Below are 22,528 nucleotides of genomic sequence, written 5' to 3'. Positions count from 1 at the left end.
ATGGATAATTTAATAAAAGATATGAGAGAAAATTTAAATTCATACTCTTTTAAAGTAGTAAGTGATTTAGTAAAAGAGTTAGATGTAAATAGAGATAACAAAGCTCAAATAAAAGAACTTGCTGACTTATTAAAAGAGGATAAAAGAAAAAATGTATCATCTTTAGGAAATAGATTAGAGAAGAACCTAAATAATCTTATTAAAGAAGAGGAAAGAGTTAAAAATATGTATCTTTTTGATAAGAGTTTTGGTGATTATAAATATGTAGCTGGAGTTGATGAGGTTGGAAGAGGTCCTTTAGCAGGTCCTATAGTTTCAGCAGCGGTAATATTAGATTCTAGTGATTTAGATGATATAATTCTTTACATAAATGACTCAAAAAAATTATCAGAACATAAAAGAGAAGAGTTAAGTGAGATCATAAAAGAAAAAGCCTTAAGTTACTCCATTTCAATGTGTGATAGCAAGGAAATAGATGAAAAAGGCATAGGATACTGTAATAATCATGTATTCATAAAAGCTTGTGAAGGACTTAGTATAAAGCCAGATTTAGTCCTTTCAGATGGATATTTAATAAAAAACTTTAATGGAGAAAATAAGCATGTTATAAAAGGCGATACAAAAAGTGCTTGTATAGCCTGTGCTTCAATAATTGCAAAAGTTTATAGAGATAATATTATGAAGGAATATCATAAAAAATATCCACAATATGATTTTGAAAAAAATGTTGGTTATGGAACCAAGACTCATGTAGATGCTTTAAAAGAAGTAGGACCTACAGAAATTCATAGAATGAGTTTTTTAAAGAATATTCTATAGTTATACCCTAAAAGCATCTTTTAAAAAGTTTAATTCATACTTTGAACTATCAATATGAAAGTTAACTTCAATAACATCAAATCTAATATAATAATTGTAGAGTTTTTTTACATGTAGATAGTATTTTGCTGCATTTATTATTCTACCTTGTTTAGAGCAGGTTACTGATTCTTTTGGATTACCAAAGGAGTTAGAAAACCTGCTTTTTACTTCTATAAAAGAAATTATTTCATCTTTAATAGCTATAATATCAATTTCTCCAGAGGAACAATTAAAGTTTTTTTCTAAGATTGAATATCCCTCTTTTTTTAAGAATTTTGCGCTTAAATCCTCTCCGTAGAAACCTATAGATTTATTATATTTTTTCATTTAAATCACCTCTACTGAATTTTTAACACTTAAGTACAAGTTTAAACATTTTAAAATTTTAATGATTAAAAAATTTTTTTGTGGTTAGTATGATTTTTAAAAGTATATCTTTTAAAGAAGGTGATTTGTATGTCTATAAGTTTGAAAAGTTCAACTTTAATAGGAATAGAAGGTGTAATTGTTAATATAGAGGTTGATATAAGTAAGGGGTTGCCAAGTTTTACCTTGGTAGGCTTAGCGGATACTTCCGTTAGAGAGGCTAAGGAGAGAGTAAGAGCAGCTATTTTAAATAGTGGTTATGAATTTCCTTTAGGGAGAATAACAGTAAATTTAGCTCCAGGTAATTTAAGAAAGGTAGGAACTGGATTTGATCTTCCTATAGCTTTAGCTATATTAATTGAGAGTGGTCAAATTCAAAGGGAGATTTTAGAGAATACTGTTTATTTAGGAGAATTATCTTTAGATGGCCATATTAGATCTGTTAATGGAGCTTTGTGCTCTGTTATATCTGGGGTTGAAAATAACAATGATAAGTTTATTATACCAATGGATAATTTAAGAGAATGTTCTTGTGTTGATAATATTAATTTATATGGCTTCTCTCATTTAAAAGAGGTAGTTGGATTTTTAACTTATAGAGATGTGCTACCTTATAAAAGAGAAGAGGAAATTTGTGAGTTAAAGGAAGATAATTCTTTTAATGAGATTTGTGGTCAAGAAAGTGCAAAGAGAGCTATGATAATTGCAGCAGCTGGAAATCATAATGTTATATTGCAAGGACCTCCAGGATCAGGTAAAACAATGCTTGCTAAGGGGGTTAAATCTTTATTGCCAGAATTAAATAAAAAAGAAATATTAGAGACAACAAGGATATATAGTGTTTCAGGACTTTTAAATAATACTAAAGGAAAAATTGAAAGACCCTTTAGAAATCCACATCATACTGCAACAAGGGTATCCTTAATAGGTGGAGGAAGAGATTTAAGGGTAGGAGAAGTTACCTTAGCTCATAATGGTATTTTGTTTTTAGATGAACTTTTAGAGTTTGATAGAAGAACCTTAGAATGTTTAAGAGAGCCTATGGAAAATGGAGAGATAACCATATCTAGGAATGTAGGAAGTGTAACATATCCAGCAGAAGTCATGCTTATAGGAGCTTTTAACCCATGTCCATGTGGAAATTACTTAAGTGGTTATGAAGGAAGAATATGTACTTGTAGTGAATATGAACGGATTAAATACAGAAATAGACTTTCTAAGGCTATGCTAGATAGAATAGATATTTTTACTTCTGTTAGATATGCCTCTTATAATGAACTTAATTCAAGTAATAAAAAAGAAAATTTAGAGGATATAAGAAATAAAATTAAGGAAGCAAGAGAAAGACAAAAATTTAGGTTTAAAGATTTAGAAATAACTTATAATTCTCAGATGAAACATAGTCATATTCAAAGTTTAATAAGATTAGATGAAGAATGTCATGAAGTTTTAAACAATATATACACAAGATTTTCTTTAAGTAGTAGGGCTTTAGATAGAATTATAAAATTATCTAGAACCATAGCAGATATGGATGGCAGTGAAGATATTAAAAAAAGCAATATTTATGAGGCTCTTAATTATAGAAAAAATTTAGAGGGAGAGGTTATATAAATGAAAGAGGTTGATTTAAATTATAAAATATGGCTTGGAAGTTTAAAGATTTCAAACAATATAAAAGTAGAGCTTTTAAATCAATTAGGAAATGAAGAAAATATATACATACATAGAAAGGATATAGAGGAAACTGGAATTAAATGCGCTAGTAAATTTAAAAATGATATTAACATTGATTTGAATAGTAGGGTAATTAATGATATAAATAAGAAAGACTATAAAATAGTAACATATTTAGATAAAGACTATCCTAAAAGACTTAAAAATATAGATGAACCTCCCTATATTCTTTTTTATAAGGGGGATTTAGAAAGAGCTGAAGATACCAATGTTGCCATTGTTGGATCGAGAAAATGTGATCCATATGGGAAAAGATGTGCAAGTCTTATAGCTTCAGGGCTAGGAAAAGCAGGTGTTGGAATAGTAAGCGGTGGAGCCTTTGGGGTGGATACTGAAGCACATAAAAAGTGTGTTGAAGAAAATTTTTATAATGTTGCCGTTTTTGGTTGTGGAATAAATTTAGATTATCCTGTCTATAATAGAGAATTGTATAAAAAAATAATTAAAAATGGATGTATAATTAGTGAATTTTTCCCTGATACGCCACCGCTTAGATATAATTTTCCTCAGAGGAATAGAATAATAAGTGGATTATCTGAAGCTGTTATAGTGGTTCAAGCTGGAGAAAAAAGTGGATCTTTAATAACTGCAAATTATGCTGTAAATCAAGGAAAAGATGTTTTTGCAGTGCCTGGAGATGTGTTTTCTTCTCAAAGCAGGGGCTGTAATAATCTTATAAAAGATGGAGCTGGTATATTCACTAATATAGGTGATTTATTAAATTCAATACCTTTTAAAATAAAAAAAGAAGGAAAATGTAATAAAGATGGCAAAAAAGAGGAAAATTCAGAGATTAACCAGTTGCTTTTAAGCATATTAGAGAATAATATTCTACATATAGACGATATTATAAGAGTAACAAATATTGACACATCTATCATATATGAGTTATTATGTGAATTGCAATTTGAAAATAAAATAGAAGTTATACCAGGAGATTATTATACAAAAATAATATGATAGTTTGAGGGGGTGAACACTCTGGATTTAATTCAGAGTTTACGATGGGTCAAAAATTAGTAATTGTTGAGTCACCAGCTAAAGCCAAGACAATAGAAAAATATTTAGGTAAAAATTATGTAGTCGAAGCTTCCATGGGACATGTAAGAGATTTGCCAAAAAGCCAATTAGGCGTTGATATAGAAAATGAATATAATCCTAAATATATAACAATAAGAGGAAAAGGTGAACTTTTAAGCAAACTTAGAAAGTTAGCTAAAAAAAGTGATAAGATATACCTTGCAACTGACCCTGATAGAGAAGGGGAAGCTATATCTTGGCACTTAGCTAATGTGCTTAAGATAGATGAAAACGAGAATTGTAGAATAGAATTTAATGAAATAACAAAGGATGCAGTTAAAAATTCAATAAAGCATCCAAGAAAAATAAATTGTAATTTAGTAGATGCTCAGCAAGCAAGAAGAGTGTTAGACAGATTGGTTGGATATGAAATAAGTCCACTTCTATGGAGAAATGTAAAATGGGGATTGAGTGCTGGAAGGGTTCAGTCAGCAGCATTAAAACTTATATGTGATAGAGAAGAAGAAATAAAGAAGTTCAATCCAGAAGAGTATTGGACTGTTGATGTTAAACTTAAAAAAGGAAAGAAGTCTTTCCCTGTTAAGTTAACAACTAAAAATAAGAAAAAGATAGAAATAAAAAATAAAGAACAAGCAGATCAAATAATAGATGAACTTAAAGAAAATGAATATATAGTAAGCAAGATAAAAAAAGGAACTAAGAATAAAAATCCTTTAGCTCCATTTACTACAAGTACTCTTCAACAAGAGGCAAGTAAAAAGCTTAACTTTATGACAAAGAAAACAATGTCAGTAGCTCAACAACTTTATGAAGGGGTTGAAGTTAAGAAATTTGGAACTGTAGGTTTAATAACTTATATGAGAACTGATTCTGTTAGAATCTCAAAGGAAGCTCAAGAAAAAGCTCTTAACTTTATAGATGAAACATATGGAAAAGAGTATGTTCCAGAGGAACCAAGAGTATATAAAGGAAAGAAAAATATACAAGATGCCCATGAAGCCATAAGACCTACATATGTTGAAATAACACCAGAGATTGCTAAGGCAAACTTAAGTAATGATCAATATAAGTTATATGCTTTAATATGGAAAAGATTCATAGCAAGCCAAATGGCTACATGTATATTAAATACTAATAGCCTAGAAATTAAAAATGGAGATTATACATTAAGAGCTAGTGGATCCACTATAAAATTTGATGGTTTCATGAAAGTTTATGAGTATATATTAGGGGAAGAGGAAGAATCAGTACTTTTACCTGAATTAGAAGAAAATGAAGTTTTAAAAGAAGAATCAATTGAAGGTAAACAACATTTTACTCAACCACCTGCTAGGTATTCAGAGGCTGCTTTTGTTAAGCTTTTAGAGGAAAAAGGTATTGGAAGACCAAGTACTTACGTTCCAACAATATCTACATTAATAAGTAGAAAATATGTAGATAGAGAGAAAAAGATTCTTATACCAACAGAATTAGGCTTTATAGTAAATGATATACTTTCTAATTATTTTAAGCAGATAGTTGATACTGACTTTACTGCAGAAATGGAAGTTAAACTTGATAATGTTGAAGCTGGAAAAGAAAGTTGGACTCATATAGTAGATGAATTCTTTACTCCATTAAAGGAAGATATAGAAAAGGCAGAAAAAGAGATATCTAAGGTTATTATAGAAGATAAAGTCAGTGATGTACCTTGTGATAAATGTGGAAGACTTATGGTTATTAAGCATGGAAGATTTGGAGATTTCTTAGCTTGCCCTGGATATCCAGAGTGTCAAAATACAAAACCTATAGTTGAAGAGGTTGATGCAAACTGTCCATTATGTGGAGGAAAGATTTTAGTTAAGAGAAGTAAAAAGGGAAACAGATTCTATGGATGTAGTAATTATCCAGAGTGTAATTTCGTAAGTTGGTATGAACCAACAAATGAAAAATGCCCAGAATGTGGTTCATATATGGTTAAGAGATACTCTAAGAGTAAAGGTGAATATTTACAGTGTAGCGATAAAGAATGTAAATATGAAAAAATAATTGAAAAAAATAATGATGAAAATAACTCAGAAAAGTAGTTTTTAGTCCTTATCTCCACCAGTATTACTGGTTGAAATGAAGTATTTACTATGTTAATATTTAAATAATAAGTTTATTATAAGAATATTTTAAAAATTCTGAAATTTACATCTTTTGTAAAATGGTGCGAGGAGGATATAATGTCGACACTACTTAGTAAAACTAGAAGATTAAATAAGATTTTACAAAAATCAGGTACTGAAGCTATAGCTTTTGGAGATATATGCCAATTATTAAGTGATGTTATGTCGTGTAATGTATATTTAGTTGGAAGAAAAGGTAGAATATTAGGTTATTCTTTTTCTGAAAAATTTGAATGTGACATAATGAAAGAAAAAGTTGTTGTTGATAGAAAATTCCCAGAAGACTACAATAATAAATTAATAAACATTCAAGATACAATTGCAAACATACCTAATAAAGGAATATGTGTTTTTGAAGGGGTAGGAGAATGTTTAATCTCTAAAAAAATATCAACTATTGTTCCTATAGTTGGTAATGGAGATAGATTAGGAACTTTATTATTAGCTAGATTTGGGGAAGAATTTAATGATGATGACCTAGTTTTAGCAGAATATAGTGCTACAATAGTTGGGATGGAGCTTTTAAGAGCTAGACAAGGTGAAATAGAAGAAGAAGCACGTAAAAAAGCGGTGGTTCAATTAGCTATTGGAACTTTATCTTACTCAGAATTAGAGGCTGTAGAACATATTTTTAGTGAGTTAAATGGAGATGAAGGATTATTAGTAGCTTCTAAGATAGCTGATAAAGTTGGAATAACTAGATCAGTTATAGTAAATGCTCTTAGAAAATTTGAGAGTGCAGGAGTTATTGAATCAAGAAGTCTTGGGATGAAAGGTACTCATATAAAAATATTAAACGAAAAGTTAATGGATGAACTTAAAAAGATAAAATAAGATTTGAAGAAGGTGTTTTTTTGCATCTTCTTCTTTTTTATATAACAAGCTAATAATAATTAAATAAATATAAAAAATCTATGATTTATAACTTTTATAAGAGGTTTAATAGAAATAAGTAATTTTTTATAATTAATTAGTATTTTTCAGTATATTTATAGATAATTTAAGATAAAATCAAATTAGGTAAAAAGTTTAATAGTGATATAATATTATTTTATAAAAACTTTGAAAAATCTTGTTGATACTTTTATAACCCTATGTTATACTATCAAAGGTAACAAATACACACATTATCGAATCTATAAGCCGGTGCTACTTTAAGTAGTGCTTATAGTAAAGAAGATAGTGGAGGAAATAACCAATCTAGGAGGAAAAAATAATGTCAGTAATTTCAATGAAACAATTATTAGAAGCTGGTGTTCATTTCGGACATCAAACAAGAAGATGGAACCCTAAAATGGCTCCTTACATCTTTACAGAAAGAAACGGTATATACATAATCGATTTACAAAAAACTGTAAAGAAAGCTGAAGAAGCTTACAACTTTATAAGAGAAGTATCAGAAGCTGGTAAAGACGTAATATTCGTTGGAACTAAAAAACAAGCTCAAGAAGCTGTTAAAGAAGAAGCTGAAAGATCAAACATGTACTTCGTTAACCACAGATGGTTAGGAGGAATGTTAACTAACTTCACAACTATAAAAACAAGAATAAACAGATTAAACAAATTAGATGAAATGGAACAAGACGGAACATTCGACGTTTTACCTAAGAAAGAAGTAATCAAGTTAAAACTTGAAAGAGAAAAATTACAAAGAAACTTAGGCGGAATCAAAGAATTAGACGCTTCAAACATAGGAGCTATGTTCGTTGTTGACCCAAGAAAAGAAAAGAATGCAATAGCAGAAGCTAAAATATTAGGAATTCCAGTAGTAGCTATAGTTGATACTAACTGTGACCCAGAAGAAGTTGACTACGTAATTCCAGGAAATGACGATGCTATAAGAGCAGTTAAATTAATAGCTGGTAAAATGGCAGACGCTATAATCGAAGGAAGACAAGGCGAGCAATTAGCAGAGTAATATTAAGATAAATACTGAAAAGGTAGATGAAGCTCTCTGCTTCGTTTACCTTTTAATTAAATAGTCAGGAGGAATTTCAATGATAACAGCTAAAGCAGTTAAAGAGTTAAGAGAAAGAACTGGCGCAGGAATGATGGATTGTAAAAAAGCGCTAACTGAAACTAATGGAGATATGGAAAAAGCAGTTGAAGTTTTAAGAGAAAAAGGATTAGCAGCTGCAGCTAAAAAAGCTGGAAGAGTAGCAGCTGAAGGTATCGTTAAAACTTACGTATCAGAAGATATGAAAAAAGGTTCAATAGTTGAAATCAACTGTGAAACTGACTTCGTTGCTTTAAACGAAGAATTCGTTGGATTTGCAGGAAGAGTAGCAGAATTAGTTGCTAACTCAAATGTAAACACTGTAGAAGAATTATTAGCAGAAAAATTAGACGGAGACAAAACTGTTCAAGAAGTTTTAACTGAGTTAATCGCTAAGATTGGTGAAAACATGAGCGTAAGAAGATTCGAAAGATTTTCTGTTGAAAGCGGATTAGTTCAAAGCTACATCCACGGTGGCGGAAGAATAGGTGTTATGGCTGAATTAGCATGTGAAGCTTCATCACCAGTATTAGCTGAAGTTGCTAAAGATGTTTGTATGCAAATAGCTGCTGCTAACCCACTATTCTTATCAGAAGCTGATGTTGATCAAGAATCTTTAGAAAAAGAAAAAGAAATATACAGAGCTCAAGCTCTTAACGAAGGTAAACCAGAGCACATCGTTGATAAGATGGTAATGGGAAGAATCAAAAAATACTGTAAAGAAGTTTGTCTTTTAGATCAAGCTTGGGTAAAAGATGGCGACAAATCAATCGCTAAATTATTAGAAGAAAAATCAAAAGAAGTAGGTTCTCCAATAACTATAACTAAGTTCGTAAGATTCGAAAGAGGAGAAGGAATCGAAAAGAAAGAAGAAAACTTCGCTGAAGAAGTAGCTAAAATGGGCGGAAAATAATAACATAAGAGAACACATTGTGTTCTCTTTTTTTAGAATATAGATATAAAAAATTAACAAAAATAGAGAATTCAGCGTTTTGGAGGTTTAAGATGGGAACTTGTAAATACAAAAGAGTTATGCTTAAGTTATCAGGTGAGGCTTTAGCAGGCGAAAATGGTTTTGGAATAGATTTTAATATAGCAATGAACATAGCAAAGGCTGTAAAAGAGCTTGTTGATATGGGAATAGAAGTAGGCGCAGTTGTAGGTGGCGGAAACATATGGAGAGGTAGAAGTGGAGAAGGCATGGATAGAACTACTGCTGACTATATGGGAATGCTAGCTACTTCAATAAATGCTTTAGCACTTCAAGATTCATTAGAATCTTTAGGGGTAGACACTAGAGTACAAACTGCTATAGAAATGAAGGAAATAGCAGAGCCATATATAAGAAGAAGAGCTATGAGGCACTTAGAAAAAGGTAGAGTAGTAATATTCGGAGCAGGAACAGGAAACCCTTATTTTTCAACTGATACAGCAGCAGCATTAAGAGCCGCTGAAATAGAAGCTGATGTAATATTATTAGCTAAAAAGGTTGATGGAGTTTATGATAAAGATCCACATAAATACGATGATGCTAAAAAATATGATGAATTATCATATATAGAAGTACTTGAGCAAGGATTACAAGTAATGGATTCAACTGCAACATCACTTTGTATGGACAACAACATCCCTATATTAGTATTTGCTTTAGATAATCCTGAAAACATTAAGAGAGTTGTTTTAGGAGAAAATATAGGAACAATAGTAAGCAAAAAATAAGGAGGAGTTTTAAATGATTAAGGACGTTATAAAAAAATCAGAAGAAAAAATGAATAAAACTATAAATTCTTTAAATTCAGAATTAGCTACAATGAAAGCTGGAAGAGCTAACCCAACTATGTTAGATAGAATTCAAGTTGAGTATTATGGAAGCATGTGTCCTTTAAATCAAGTAGCTAATGTTTCATCACCAGAACCAAGATTATTAGTTATAACACCTTGGGAAAAACCAATGCTTAAAGAAATAGAAAAAGCTATCTTAAAATCAGATTTAGGAATAAACCCTAACAATGATGGTACTATAATAAGACTTTTAGTTCCAGAATTAACTGAAGAAACTAGAAAAAATTTAGTTAAGAACGTTAAAAAAGTTGGAGAGCAAGCTAAGGTTGCTATAAGATCTATAAGAAAAGATGCAAATGATAAAGTTAAAAACTTCAAAAAAGAAGGAACTATAACTGAAGATGAAATGAAAAAGGGTGAAGATGACATCCAAAAAGTAACAGATAAGTTTGTTAAAGAAATAGATACTATAGTGGCAGCTAAAGAAAAAGAGATTATGTCAATTTAATTTAAAAAACCTGCTCTTTAGCAGGTTTTTTATTTTATAATTGAATTATAAGGAGGAACCTTCTATGTTAGATTTTTTTAGTAAAAAAGGAAATGAAGATTCAGAAGAAATAGTTCTAATTGAAGATAAAATGCCAAAGCATATTGCCATAATAATGGATGGTAATGGAAGATGGGCAAAAAAAAGAGGTCTTCCAAGAACTATGGGACATAGAGCTGGGGTTAAGACTATAAAAACTATTGTAAAAGAATGCGATAAATTAGGAGTGAAATATTTAACTTTATATGCTTTCTCTACTGAAAACTGGAAAAGACCAGAAGATGAAGTTAATGCTCTTATGAAGTTAGTTGTTGAATTTATAAAAAATGAAATTGATGAACTTCATCAAAACGGAGTAAGGGTACAAACTATAGGTGATTTATCAAGATTCCCAGAAGAACCTAAAAAAGCTATACTTTGGGCTATGGAAAAAACTAAAGATAACACTGGAGTAGTTTTAAGCTTAGCATTAAATTATGGTGGAAGAAATGAAATAGTTAGAGGTATAAAATCTGTAATAGAAGATGTTAAAGCGGGCAAAATAAGTATAGATGATATAAACGAAGATATGTTTAATGACTATCTTTATACTAAAGGAATGCCAGATCCAGATCTTATAATAAGACCAAGTGGAGAACAAAGACTTAGCAACTTCTTATTATGGCAATGTGCATACTCAGAATTTTGGTATTCTCAAATAAACTGGCCAGATTTTAATGGTGAAGATTTAAGAAAAGCTATTTTTGATTATCAAAATAGAGATAGAAGATTTGGTGGAATTAAATAAATAATGAGGTGATTTGGGTGAAATCTAATAGCAGATATCTAGGCGCACTTATAATGGCTCCATTTATTGCTTTTATATTCCTAGGTGGAATTTGGCTTAAGCTATTTACTATTGCTCTTTCTTTTGCAGGATTATATGAATATTATAAAACTGTTAAAGTAGCAAAATTAAAGCCTATTTCCATAGGGGGATATATATTATTAATATTATATTACTTAACTTCAAATAATTTTGAAATGTTATCATTTTTAATAATAATAGCTACATTTATATTACTTTGTGTTCCTATACTTAATATTGAATATACATTTATAGATGTTGCAGTTACTATTTTAGGATTTATATATGTAGGAGTTTTCTTTAGCTTCATACATTTAGTAAACATCAAAGAAGGTGGACAATACCTAGTTTGGTTAATATTCCTATCATCATGGCTTTGTGATACTGCTGCATACTATTCAGGTAGATTCTTTGGTAAACACAAATTATGTCCAAAGGTTAGTCCTAAGAAGACTATAGAAGGTTCTATAGGAGGAATATTAGGAAGTACATTAGCTTGTGGAATATTTGGTATAATAATATCTAATAGTTTCTCTTTAATACCTGTATATCATTATTTTATAATAGGTATATTATGTGGAGTATTCTGTCAATTTGGTGATTTAGTTGCTTCATCAATAAAGAGATACGCAGGAATAAAAGATTATAGTAATTTAATACCAGGACATGGTGGAATATTAGATAGATTTGACAGTATATTATTTGCTGGAACAATAGTATTCTTCTATTTAACACTTGTCTTAAAATTTTAATGCTTTAGATTTTCTAAAGCATTTTTTTTATAAAAAATTTTATTTATATTTATTTGTAGGCATAAAAATTTTATTATATATTTAACTTAAAAAGAAAAATATAAGATTATTCATAGAATATTAAGTAATAACTTGAGTATATTTATTATGTAGAGATATTTATAAAGGTGGGAATAGTTTTAAAGAAAAATATAATTTAGAGAAAAAGATTTATCAATGAGTAGATAACTTTCTGTTAAAAGAAAACATAATAAATGTATATTATTGTATTTAGAGATATAATGATATAAAATAATATAATAGGCTAAGTAGATAATTTTAGTCTATTATGTTTAAGGAAGAACTTAGGAGGAAAGAATATGAAGAGAATATCTATACTAGGGGTAACTGGTTCTATAGGAACTCAAACTTTAGATGTATTAAGATTTCATAAAGAAGATTTTGAATTAGTTGGTATAACAGCTAATAGAAATATAGAATTAACAATGGATATAATAAAAGAGTTTTCACCTAAATACGTTGCAATAAATCACGAGGAGTCTTACAAAAAACTTGTAGATTTAGTAAAAAGCCAAGGATTAAAGTGTGAAGTTATCTATGGGATGGAAGGCTTAGTTAAAGTTGCTACTTTAGATGAAATTGATATAGTTGTTACTTCTGTTGTTGGTATGATTGGATTAAAACCAACTGTAGAAGCTATAAGAAAAGGAAAAGATATCGCTTTAGCAAATAAAGAAACTTTAGTAGTAGCAGGTGAACTTGTTATGAGAGAAGCTAAAGAAAATGGAGTAAAAATACTTCCAGTAGACTCAGAGCATAGTGCTATATTCCAATCATTACAAGGAAATGCTCATAACAAAATTGATAAAATACTTTTAACTGCTTCTGGAGGGCCTTTTAGAGGGTTTACTATAGAAGATTTAAAATCAGTAACTCCAGAAAGAGCTCTTAAGCATCCAAAGTGGAATATGGGTCAAAAAATATCAATAGATTCATCAACTCTAATGAACAAGGGATTAGAAGTTATAGAAGCTCATTGGTTATTTGATTGTCCTTATAAAGATATAGAGGTTGTAGTTCATCCACAATCAATAATACATTCTATGGTTCAATATACTGATGGAGCAGTTATAGCTCAATTAGGTGTACCAGATATGAAATTACCAATTCAATATGCTTTAAATTATCCAAATAGGCAAGGAAATATTAGTGAAAAGTTAGATTTATTTAAGATTAGAGAGTTAACTTTTGAAAAGCCGGATTTAGATACATTTAAATGCTTAAAATTAGCTTATGAAGCAGGAGAAAAGGGAAAGCTTATGCCAACAATTTTAAATGGGGCTAATGAAGTATGTGTTGAACTATTCCTAAATAAAAAGATAACATATCTGCAAATACCAGAGATAATAGAAGAGTGTATGAATACTTTTGATTACAACAAAGAGGTTACTCTTCATAATGTAATAAATTTAGACAAAGAAGTAAGACAGTATATATATGAAAAATATAACTAGGAGGGAAAAGGGTGTATATAATTTTTGCTTTATTAGCATTTAGTGCTTTAATCTTAGTTCATGAGCTTGGACATTTTATTGTGGCTAAATTAAATGGGATTTATGTTGAGGAATTTGCTATTGGTATGGGTCCAAAGCTTTTTGGTGTAAAAGTTGGAGAAACAGAATATAACTTAAGAATCCTTCCTTTTGGTGGATTTGTTAAAATGCTTGGTGAAGAAGATGAAAGTGATGATTCAGGAAGCTTAAATGCAAAAACTCCTATTCAAAGAATACTTGTTATGGGAGCAGGGGCATTTATGAATTATGTATTAGCCCTTATAATATTTATTGGGCTAGCTATGAGTTCTGGCTTTGCAGAAAATAAAGTAGCAAGTGTAGTACCTAATTCACCAGCACAAGAAATAGGAATTGAACAGGGAGATGAATTCCTAAAAATAGATGGAAACAAAATTCATACAACTGATGATTTTAGAATGGGATTAGCTTTAGCTAAGGGAAATCCAGTTGAATTAGAGATAAAAAGAGGCAATGATGTCTTAACAAAAACAGTACAGCCGATTTTAAATGAGAGTGGAATGTATCAAGTTGGAATAAGCTATGCTTTAGTTGAAAAACCTACTTTGCTTCAAGGAATAAAGCAAGGATTTAATGAAACAAGAAGTCTTGTATCTCAGTCATTTATTGCATTAAAGACTATTGTTACAGGAGAAGCAAATTTAAAAACTGATGTAGGAGGTCCTGTTACAATAATTAAAATGTCAGGGCAAGCAGCAAAAGCAGGAGCAAATACTCTTTTATGGTTTATGGCATTTTTAAGTGTTCAATTAGCAGTATTTAACCTTTTACCATTCCCAGCTTTAGATGGTGGAAGAATATTTATAGAGCTTATTCAAATGATAATTAGAAAAGAAATACCTGCTAAATATATTGAAGCTGTAAATACCGTTGGATTCATGCTCCTTATGGGACTTATGGTATTAGTAACTATAAAAGATATAATATTCCCGATACTATAGAAATTTGGAGGAATTAATAGTGAATAGAAAAGAAACTAGAAAGGTTAAGGTTGGAAACATATATGTTGGAGGAGATTTTAGAGTTTCCATTCAATCTATGACCAATACAGATACAAAAGATGTAGAAGCTACAGTTAAACAAATAAGAGAGCTTCAAGAAGCTGGATGTGATATTGTTAGATGTGCAGTTTTAGATATGGATGCAGCTTGCGCTATAAAAGATATAGTGGCAAAAATTAATATACCACTAGTTGCAGACATTCATTTTGATTATAGATTAGCTTTAAAAGCAATAGAAAATGGAGTTTCTGCAATAAGAATAAATCCAGGAAATATTGGATCTAGAGAAAAGGTAGAAGCTGTAGTAAAAGCTTGTAAAGAAAAAAACATTCCTATAAGAATAGGGGTTAACTCAGGGTCATTATCAAAAGAACTTTTAGCAAAATATGGAAAACCTACCCCAGATGCCCTAGTTGAAAGTGCATTAGAACATGTTAAAATATTAGAAGAGTTAGATTTTCATGATATAGTAATTTCAATGAAATCATCAAATGTTGAAACTATGATAGAAAGTTATAGAATAGCTTCACAAAAAACAAATTATCCTCTTCACTTAGGGGTTACTGAGGCTGGTACACCTTGGAGAGGAACAATAAAATCTGCTATAGGAATAGGAACTTTACTTGCAGAAGGAATAGGTGATACTATAAGAGTTTCTTTAACTGGAGATCCTGTTGAAGAGATAAAAGTAGGTAAAGAAATTCTTAAAAACTTTGGATATGTAAAAGAAGGAATAGAGTTTATATCATGTCCTACATGTGGAAGAACTCAAATAGACTTAATAAACATAGCTAAAGAAGTAGAACAAAGACTAAGTTCTTGCAAGAAAAATATAAAGGTTGCAGTAATGGGCTGTGTTGTAAATGGACCAGGAGAAGCAAGAGAGGCAGATATTGGGATAGCTGGAGGTAAAGGTGAAGGTCTTATCTTTAGAAAAGGTGAAATAATTAAAAAAGTAAAAGAAGAAGACTTAGTTGAAGAGCTTATAAAGATAATAGAAACAATATAATTTAAAGGAGGGATTAATATCCCTTCTTTATGTCGTATAGGGATAAATTAAAATAAAATTCAAAGGAGGCTTAGATTTTGAGTAACGAGTTTGTTAAACAGATTAACAGATCCATAAAATCAGATGATAATCTTAATGATTTAGAGTTTGAAATAACTAAGTTTCAATTGTTGAAGAAAAGCAATACTTTAAGAACCATAATAAAAAGTAAAGATCAATTATCAGAAGAACAAAAGAAAATAATTAAGCAATATATAAAAAAAGCTATAGGTTTTGAAATAAATATAGAGATTATGTATTACATAGATATTTCTGATATAACTTTAAAACAGGTAGTAGATCAGCATTGGAATCATGTTTGTGAAAAAATTATAGAGAAACATCCTGTTTTAAAAGAAGTTTTACTTAATTCTCCTATAGTAATTGAAGGAGAAAAAATAATTATAAAAAATGGTTCTGAGTTTTTATGTACTTTTGTTAATAAAAAACATATAGATAGAGAGATTAAGGGATATATAAAATCATTCTTTGGAATAAATTCTTTAGTAGAAGTTAAATATGATGAAAGTTTAGCTAATAAGAATTACAATGATGAAAAGTTAAATGAAAACAAAGAAATAGCTAAAAAAGTTATAGAAACTATGAAAGCTCAAGCTGCTCAAGAAAAGCCTGTTAAAAAGGAAATTAGTGATAATAAACATAAATCTAATGGTGGCAATAAAGGTGGTTATGAGAAAAAATCTTATAAAGATGAGCCTAAGAATGAAAATACTATACTGGGAAGAAATATTCAAGGAGATACTATAGATATAAGCAGTATAGATATGGGATCTGGAATTGTTACTATTTCAGGAGATGTATTTAAAACTGATATTTTTGAAACTAAGACAGGTAGAATAATACTTACATTCTTCATAACAGACTATACAAGTTCTATAGCCGTTAAATGCTTCTTAAGAGATAAGGATAAAGAACATGTTTTAGAAAATGTTAAAAAAGGTCTTTATTGTAAAGTAAGAGGGGAAGCTACTATGGATCCTTATGCTAAGGAAGTTGTAATAATGGCTAGGGATATAAATAAGCTTACAAAAATAGAGCGTATGGATACAGCAGAGGAAAAAAGAGTAGAGCTTCATATGCATACAACTATGAGCTCAATGGATGCCGTAACTGCTGCAAGTAAAATTGTTGAGAGAGCAGCAAAGTTTGGACATAAGGCTGTAGCCATAACAGACCATGGAGTTGTTCAGGCCTTTCCAGATGCTCAAATAGCTGCTAAAAAGAATAACATAAAAGTTATTTATGGGGTAGAGGGATATTTAGCTGATAATGGAACACCTATAGTTATTAATGGGCATGAGGAATCCTTTGATGATGAGTATGTGGTTTTTGATATAGAAACCACAGGTTTTTCAAGTAAAAATGATAAGATTATAGAAATTGGTGCTGTTAAGTTAAAGGATGGAGAAATAGTTGATTCCTTTAGTACTTTTGTTGATCCAAAGGTAAATATTCCATATAAGATTACAGAGCTTACAAGTATAACTCAAAATATGGTTAATGGACAGCCTACTATAGATGAAGTGCTTCCTAAATTTATGGAATTTGTAGGAGATTCTGTACTAGTAGCCCACAATGCTGCCTTTGACGTTGGTTTTATAAAAAAGAACTTAATGGATATGGGAAAAACTTTAAAGAATCCTGTAATGGATACTGTTCCTTTAGCTAGATATCTTTATCCAGATTTAAAAAAGGTTAAGTTAAATCTAGTTGCTAAACATTTAGGAATTAGCCTTGAAAATCACCATAGAGCTGTTGATGATGCAAAGGCTACTGCGGAGATATTAAAGTTTTCTTTCAAAAAGATGAAAGAAGAAATGGATATTCATGATGTTAAAACTCTAAATGAAAAGTATTTATCAAATATAGATGTAAAGAAACTTCCTCTACATCACATAATAATATTAGCTAAAAATCAAACTGGAATTAAGAATTTATATAAATTAGTTTCTATGGCTCACTTAGATTATTTTGCTAGAAGACCAAGACTTCCTAAAAGTATAATAACTGAGTATAGAGAAGGTTTAATAATTGGTTCAGCTTGTGAAGCAGGACAATTATATAAGGCAGTTTTAGAAGGAAAGACAGATGGGGAATTAAAAGAAATAGCATCTTTCTATGATTATCTAGAAATTCAGCCAATACAAAATAATGAATTCCTTATAAGAAAAGGAAATGTAAAAGATGAAGAAGAACTTAGAGAGTTAAATAGAAAAATATATGATTTAGGAAAGGAAATGGATAAACCAGTAGTGGCTACATGCGATTGTCATTTCTTAGATCCTAATGATGAAGTATTTAGAAGAATAATAATGGCTGGTCAAGGATATGGAGATGCAGATAATCAACCACCTTTATATTTTAGAACTACTAATGAAATGATGAAAGAGTTTGAATATTTAGGAGAAGAGGCTTGCAGGGAAGTTGTAATAGAAAATACTCAGAAGATAGCTGATATGGTTGAGGCTGTAAAACCTATACCAGATGAAACATTTCCTCCTAAAATAGAGGGGGCTGAGGAAGAAATAAGAAACATGACTATGAATAAGGTTCATAGTATATATGGAGAAAATCTTCCTGAAGTTGTTCAAAAGAGATTAGATAAAGAACTTAATTCTATAATAAATAATGGATATGCGGTGCTTTATCTTATAGCTCAAAAATTAGTTGCTAAATCCTTAGAAGACGGATACCTAGTTGGTTCAAGGGGGTCTGTTGGTTCCTCTTTCGTAGCAACAATGTCAGATATAACAGAGGTTAATGGATTACCACCTCATTATGTTTGTCCAAATTGTAAGAAATCAGAATTTTTCTTAGATGGTTCTATAAGTTCAGGAGCAGATTTACCAGATAAAAATTGTCCTGATTGTGGAGCTAAGTATATTAAGGATGGCCATGATATTCCTTTCGAAACATTCTTAGGTTTTGAAGGAGATAAAGAACCAGATATAGACCTTAACTTCTCAGGGGAATACCAAGCTGTTGTACATAAGTACACAGAGGTTCTTTTCGGAAAAGGATATGTATTTAAAGCTGGAACTATAGGTACAGTAGCTGAAAAAACAGCTTATGGTTTTGTAAAAAAATACCTTCAAGAAAGAGGATTAGTTGTATCTCAAGCTGAAATAGAAAGGCTTACTATTGGATGTACTGGAATAAAAAGAACTAGTGGACAGCATCCTGGTGGAATCATGGTTGTTCCAAATGACAATGAAATATATAATTTTTGTCCAATACAACATCCAGCTGATGATGTTAACACAGATATTATAACAACTCACTTTGATTACCATTCAATAAGTGGTAGACTTCTTAAGCTTGATATACTTGGACACGACGACCCGACCGTTCTTAGAATGCTTCAAGACTTAACTGGCTTAGATCCTAAGACAATACCTTTAAATGATCCTAAGGTTATAAGTTTATTTACATCACCAGATGCCTTAGGGGTAACTAAAGAAGAATTAGGATGTGAAGTTGGTAGTTATGGACTTCCTGAGTTCGGTACTAAATTCGTTAGACAGATGCTAGTTGATACTCAACCTAAGAGTTTTGCAGACCTTGTGAGAATATCTGGACTTTCACATGGTACTGATGTTTGGCTTAATAATGCTCAGTACTTTATTAAGGAAGGTTATACTACACTAAAAGACTGTATAGCAACAAGAGACGATATTATGGTTTATCTTATGTATAAAGATCTTCCTCCTAAGACAGCCTTTACTATAATGGAAAAGGTAAGAAAGGGAAAAGGACTTAGTGAAGATGATGAAGCTTTAATGAGAGAGAAAAATGTACCAGATTGGTATATTGAATCTTGTAAAAGAATAAAATATATGTTCCCTAAAGGCCATGCTGTTGCATATGTTATGATGGCAGTTAGAATAGCATATTATAAAGTTTATTATCCAGAAGCATATTACACAACATATTTTACAGTAAGAGCTGATGATTTCGATGCAGACTTAATTTGTAAGGGTGAAGAAGCAATAAAGGCAAAGATGGAAGAACTAAATTCTTTAGGAAATAACATATCAGTAAAAGAAAAAGGTCTTTTAACTATTTTAGAAATTTCTTATGAAATGTATAAAAGAGGATTGAATTTCTTAAAGGTTGATTTATATAAATCAGAAGCAACTAAGTTTAAGATAGAAGAAGATGGTATAAGACCTCCATTAAATGCTCTTCAAGGAGTTGGAGACAATGCTGCAAAAAGTATAGTTGAATGTAGAGTTAATGGAGAGTTTATTTCAAAGGAAGATTTAAGACTTAGATCTAAGGTTTCAAAGACTGTAATAGAAACTTTAGATAATCATGGATGCCTAGAAGGAATGCAAGAAAGTAACCAACTTAGTTTGTTTGGCTAATTTTAAAAATTTCTTGTAATATAAAATATACTATGTTACTATATAAGTAGAAGTTTTTTACTAATAGTTTGAGGTAAAGGAGTGGGACAGAAAAGCCCGCTCTTTCTATTTGTAACGCAACTTAGAATAAAGTTGCGTTTTTGCATACCTATTATTATATAAATTAATAGGTATTTGCTTTATTGGATACAATAAAGATAAGATTTAAAACTTAATAAGGGAGGGAAGTATAATGAAAAAAGAACAACTTGTAGCTGATCTTGAAGCACTTTGTGCTCCTATAGTTAAAGAAAAGGGATATGATTTATATCATATTGAATATGTAAAAGAAAATAATGAATATTATTTAAGATTATATATAGAAAAGCCAGAGGAGAGAATTTCTCTAAGGGATTGTGAAATTGTAAGTAGAGCATTAAGTGATATGCTTGATATAGAAGATCCAATAAAAGATGCGTACTTCTTAGAAGTTTCATCACCAGGATTAAATAGAAGATTACATAGTGATGAGCATTTTAATAGATTTATAGGAAAAGAAGTTTTTGTTGGATTTAAGAGTTCTTTAAGTGGAAGAAAAAATGTAAAAGGAATTCTTAAAGATGTACAAGAAAATGAAATAATAGTTGAATGTGAAGGGAATGAAATAAAAGTTCCTAAAGATAAAATTAAGACAGCGAACCTTGAAGGGGAGATATAATTTTAAGGAGGGTTTAAAAATGAATGAAGAATTTCTAGGGGCATTATCTGAAATAGTAAAAGAGAAAGGTATTTCAGTAGAGGCTTTATTAGAAACTATAGATGATGCTATAATAGCAGCTTATAAGAAAAACTTTTCAAATTCAGGAACAACTGCACAAAATGTAAAGGTAAAACGTGATGAGAAATCAGGAGAAATCCATGTTTATGCTCAAAAAGTTGTTGTTGAAGAAGTTTATGATGATGTAACAGAAATAAGTTTAGAAGATGCAAAGGCTATTAGTGCTATTTATCAATTGGATGACATAGTAGAAATAGAAGTAACACCTAAAAACTTTGGAAGAGTTGCAGCACAACTTGCTAAGCAAATGGTTATCCAAAGAATAAAAGAATCTGAGAGAAATGTAATTTACTCAGAATTTGCAGAAAAAGAATTTGACATATTACCTGGTACAGTAATAAGAAAAGACAAAGGTAATGTATTTGTAGACTTAGGAAAAATAGAAGGTGTTTTAGGACCAAATGAACAAATGCCTACAGAAAAATATAACTTCAATGAAAAATTACAATTATACGTAGTTGAAGTTAAGAAAACATCTAAAGGTGCTTCAGTTTTATGTTCAAGAACACATCCAGGTTTAGTTAAAAGATTATTTGAATTAGAAGTTCCAGAAATATATGAAGGAATAGTTGAAATAAAAAGTATAGCTAGAGAAGCTGGATCAAGAACTAAAATAGCTGTTTACTCAAATGATGAATCAGTAGATGCTATGGGAGCTTGTGTTGGACCTAAGGGTGTTAGAGTTCAAAATATAGTTAATGAACTAAAAAATGAAAAAATTGATATAATAAAATGGAGCAATACTCCATCTGAGTATATAGAAAATGCTTTGAGCCCAGCTAAGGTTATAAGTGTAGAAGCTGATGAAGAAACTAAATCAGCTAAGGTTATAGTGGATGATAGTCAATTATCATTAGCTATAGGTAAAGAAGGACAAAACGTTAGATTAGCAGCTAAATTAACTGGTTGGAAAATAGACATAAAGAGCAAATCTAAAGCAGAAGAATTATTACAAGAAGAAGATATTGTTGTTGAAGAAGACACTATAATAGAAGAATAATAACTTCTAGACTTTGGAGGTGACAAGATGAAACCTAAAAAAATTCCAATGAGAATGTGCAATGGTTGCATGGAAATGAAGCCTAAAAAAGAACTGATAAGAATAGTTAAAAATGCTGAAGGAGAAGTTTCTGTAGATTTAACTGGTAAAAAGTCAGGAAGAGGGGCTTACATTTGTAAAAGTGTTGAATGTTTAGAAAAAGCATTTAAAGCAAAAAGATTAAATAAAAATCTTCAATCTAACATTGGAGATGAAGTCTATGATAGATTGAGGGATGAGATAACAAATGGATAAATTTCTTAATTTTTTAGGACTTACAAAAAGAGCAGGTAAACTTTTGGAAGGTTATAATAAATGTGAAGAGGAAATGAAAAGAAGTAAAATCTACTTATTTATTTTTTCAAATAGCATTTCAAATCGTTCAAAAGATAAATTCGTTAAGTACTGTGAACAGTATGATATACCATACATAGATAATTTTTCAAAAGAAGAGTTAGGATATAGTATAGGTAGATGCGAAATCAATATATTAGGAGTAACTGATGAGAATATGGCAGAAAAACTTTTGTCATATTCTAATAATAATTAGTTCATCTAAAAATT

The 22,528-nt window shown here is 30.1% G+C and carries 20 protein-coding genes; 19 read left to right on the top strand and 1 reads right to left on the bottom strand.

The window, feature by feature from the left end:
* Positions 1-819, top strand: coding sequence for a ribonuclease HII (locus tag CPF_RS09525; RefSeq protein WP_003478270.1), 819 nt, complete (start codon positions 1-3; stop codon positions 817-819).
* Here the strand turns inward: CPF_RS09525 and CPF_RS09520 are convergent, their stop codons facing one another.
* Positions 820-1,188, bottom strand: a complete 369-nt coding sequence (locus tag CPF_RS09520) for a YraN family protein (protein WP_003458506.1) — start codon at positions 1,186-1,188, stop codon at positions 820-822.
* Between the two features lie 129 nt (positions 1,189-1,317).
* On the opposite strand from CPF_RS09520, the gene CPF_RS09515 reads away from it, so the two are divergent.
* From CPF_RS09515 to CPF_RS09430, 18 genes are all read left to right on the top strand, one after another.
* Entirely contained in the window at positions 1,318-2,841 is a 1,524-nt protein-coding gene (locus tag CPF_RS09515; protein ID WP_003478266.1) for a YifB family Mg chelatase-like AAA ATPase, read from the top strand.
* On the top strand, positions 2,842-3,924 hold the full coding sequence (gene dprA / locus CPF_RS09510; protein WP_003471623.1) for a DNA-processing protein DprA: 1,083 nt from the start codon (positions 2,842-2,844) through the stop codon (positions 3,922-3,924). It abuts the gene before it with no gap.
* A gap of 44 nt (positions 3,925-3,968) precedes the next feature.
* Positions 3,969-6,071: a type I DNA topoisomerase gene (gene topA, locus CPF_RS09505; protein ID WP_003458449.1), complete on the top strand. Its 2,103-nt coding sequence runs from the start codon at positions 3,969-3,971 to the stop codon at positions 6,069-6,071.
* Between the two features lie 141 nt (positions 6,072-6,212).
* A complete protein-coding gene (codY, locus tag CPF_RS09500) occupies positions 6,213-6,989 on the top strand; it encodes a GTP-sensing pleiotropic transcriptional regulator CodY (protein WP_003449426.1) in 777 nt (258 codons plus the stop codon).
* Between the two features lie 382 nt (positions 6,990-7,371).
* A complete protein-coding gene (gene rpsB / locus CPF_RS09495) occupies positions 7,372-8,073 on the top strand; it encodes a 30S ribosomal protein S2 (RefSeq protein ID WP_003470452.1) in 702 nt (233 codons plus the stop codon).
* A gap of 79 nt (positions 8,074-8,152) precedes the next feature.
* Positions 8,153-9,064 carry a translation elongation factor Ts gene (gene tsf, locus CPF_RS09490; RefSeq protein WP_003459744.1) on the top strand — a complete coding sequence of 304 codons (912 nt, stop codon included), beginning with the start codon at positions 8,153-8,155 and terminating at the stop codon, positions 9,062-9,064.
* A 92-nt stretch (positions 9,065-9,156) separates the two neighbouring features.
* The gene (pyrH, locus tag CPF_RS09485; RefSeq protein ID WP_003459788.1) at positions 9,157-9,870 is read left to right on the top strand and encodes a UMP kinase; all 714 of its coding nucleotides are present in this window, start codon (positions 9,157-9,159) and stop codon (positions 9,868-9,870) included.
* Positions 9,871-9,883: 13 nt separating this feature from the next.
* The gene (gene frr / locus CPF_RS09480; RefSeq protein ID WP_003459781.1) at positions 9,884-10,441 is read left to right on the top strand and encodes a ribosome recycling factor; all 558 of its coding nucleotides are present in this window, start codon (positions 9,884-9,886) and stop codon (positions 10,439-10,441) included.
* 64 nt (positions 10,442-10,505) lie between these two features.
* Positions 10,506-11,267 carry an isoprenyl transferase gene (locus CPF_RS09475; protein ID WP_003459793.1) on the top strand — a complete coding sequence of 254 codons (762 nt, stop codon included), beginning with the start codon at positions 10,506-10,508 and terminating at the stop codon, positions 11,265-11,267.
* A gap of 17 nt (positions 11,268-11,284) precedes the next feature.
* A complete protein-coding gene (locus tag CPF_RS09470; RefSeq protein ID WP_003459799.1) occupies positions 11,285-12,079 on the top strand; it encodes a phosphatidate cytidylyltransferase in 795 nt (264 codons plus the stop codon).
* Between the two features lie 359 nt (positions 12,080-12,438).
* Positions 12,439-13,593 (top strand): 1-deoxy-D-xylulose-5-phosphate reductoisomerase, encoded by a 1,155-nt coding sequence (dxr, locus tag CPF_RS09465; protein ID WP_003459741.1) that lies wholly within the window; start codon positions 12,439-12,441, stop codon positions 13,591-13,593.
* An 11-nt stretch (positions 13,594-13,604) separates the two neighbouring features.
* Entirely contained in the window at positions 13,605-14,612 is a 1,008-nt protein-coding gene (rseP, locus tag CPF_RS09460) for an RIP metalloprotease RseP (protein WP_003459800.1), read from the top strand.
* Between the two features lie 19 nt (positions 14,613-14,631).
* Positions 14,632-15,681: a flavodoxin-dependent (E)-4-hydroxy-3-methylbut-2-enyl-diphosphate synthase gene (gene ispG / locus CPF_RS09455; RefSeq protein WP_003459806.1), complete on the top strand. Its 1,050-nt coding sequence runs from the start codon at positions 14,632-14,634 to the stop codon at positions 15,679-15,681.
* A gap of 77 nt (positions 15,682-15,758) precedes the next feature.
* Positions 15,759-20,108 carry a PolC-type DNA polymerase III gene (locus tag CPF_RS09450; protein ID WP_003459779.1) on the top strand — a complete coding sequence of 1,450 codons (4,350 nt, stop codon included), beginning with the start codon at positions 15,759-15,761 and terminating at the stop codon, positions 20,106-20,108.
* 232 nt (positions 20,109-20,340) lie between these two features.
* Positions 20,341-20,805 (top strand): ribosome maturation factor RimP, encoded by a 465-nt coding sequence (rimP, locus tag CPF_RS09445; protein ID WP_003459796.1) that lies wholly within the window; start codon positions 20,341-20,343, stop codon positions 20,803-20,805.
* Between the two features lie 19 nt (positions 20,806-20,824).
* Positions 20,825-21,925 carry a transcription termination factor NusA gene (gene nusA, locus CPF_RS09440; protein WP_003449452.1) on the top strand — a complete coding sequence of 367 codons (1,101 nt, stop codon included), beginning with the start codon at positions 20,825-20,827 and terminating at the stop codon, positions 21,923-21,925.
* 27 nt (positions 21,926-21,952) lie between these two features.
* Positions 21,953-22,219 (top strand): RNase P modulator RnpM, encoded by a 267-nt coding sequence (gene rnpM, locus CPF_RS09435; RefSeq protein ID WP_003459790.1) that lies wholly within the window; start codon positions 21,953-21,955, stop codon positions 22,217-22,219.
* Complete coding sequence (locus tag CPF_RS09430; RefSeq protein WP_003459801.1) at positions 22,212-22,514, top strand: 50S ribosomal protein L7ae-like protein; 303 nt, start codon at positions 22,212-22,214, stop codon at positions 22,512-22,514. The genes rnpM and CPF_RS09430 overlap by 8 nt, the downstream gene beginning before the upstream one ends.
* Positions 22,515-22,528 lie beyond the last annotated feature (14 nt).

It is taken from the genome of Clostridium perfringens ATCC 13124 (assembly GCF_000013285.1).
Taxonomy (GTDB): Bacteria; Bacillota; Clostridia; order Clostridiales; family Clostridiaceae; genus Sarcina; species Sarcina perfringens.
This window is presented reverse-complemented; position numbering and strand designations above follow the sequence as displayed.

Excerpts from the sequence above, each read along its gene's own strand:
- CPF_RS09525 (WP_003478270.1), top strand. The coding sequence starts at position 1 with ATGGATAATTTAATAAAAGATATGAGAGAAAATTTAAATTCATACTCT.
- CPF_RS09520 (WP_003458506.1), bottom strand. The coding sequence starts at position 1,188 with ATGAAAAAATATAATAAATCTATAGGTTTCTACGGAGAGGATTTAAGC.
- CPF_RS09515 (WP_003478266.1), top strand. The coding sequence starts at position 1,318 with ATGTCTATAAGTTTGAAAAGTTCAACTTTAATAGGAATAGAAGGTGTA.
- dprA (WP_003471623.1), top strand. The coding sequence starts at position 2,842 with ATGAAAGAGGTTGATTTAAATTATAAAATATGGCTTGGAAGTTTAAAG.
- topA (WP_003458449.1), top strand. The coding sequence starts at position 3,969 with ATGGGTCAAAAATTAGTAATTGTTGAGTCACCAGCTAAAGCCAAGACA.
- codY (WP_003449426.1), top strand. The coding sequence starts at position 6,213 with ATGTCGACACTACTTAGTAAAACTAGAAGATTAAATAAGATTTTACAA.
- rpsB (WP_003470452.1), top strand. The coding sequence starts at position 7,372 with ATGTCAGTAATTTCAATGAAACAATTATTAGAAGCTGGTGTTCATTTC.
- tsf (WP_003459744.1), top strand. The coding sequence starts at position 8,153 with ATGATAACAGCTAAAGCAGTTAAAGAGTTAAGAGAAAGAACTGGCGCA.
- pyrH (WP_003459788.1), top strand. The coding sequence starts at position 9,157 with ATGGGAACTTGTAAATACAAAAGAGTTATGCTTAAGTTATCAGGTGAG.
- frr (WP_003459781.1), top strand. The coding sequence starts at position 9,884 with ATGATTAAGGACGTTATAAAAAAATCAGAAGAAAAAATGAATAAAACT.
- CPF_RS09475 (WP_003459793.1), top strand. The coding sequence starts at position 10,506 with ATGTTAGATTTTTTTAGTAAAAAAGGAAATGAAGATTCAGAAGAAATA.
- dxr (WP_003459741.1), top strand. The coding sequence starts at position 12,439 with ATGAAGAGAATATCTATACTAGGGGTAACTGGTTCTATAGGAACTCAA.
- rimP (WP_003459796.1), top strand. The coding sequence starts at position 20,341 with ATGAAAAAAGAACAACTTGTAGCTGATCTTGAAGCACTTTGTGCTCCT.
- nusA (WP_003449452.1), top strand. The coding sequence starts at position 20,825 with ATGAATGAAGAATTTCTAGGGGCATTATCTGAAATAGTAAAAGAGAAA.
- rnpM (WP_003459790.1), top strand. The coding sequence starts at position 21,953 with ATGAAACCTAAAAAAATTCCAATGAGAATGTGCAATGGTTGCATGGAA.
- CPF_RS09430 (WP_003459801.1), top strand. The coding sequence starts at position 22,212 with ATGGATAAATTTCTTAATTTTTTAGGACTTACAAAAAGAGCAGGTAAA.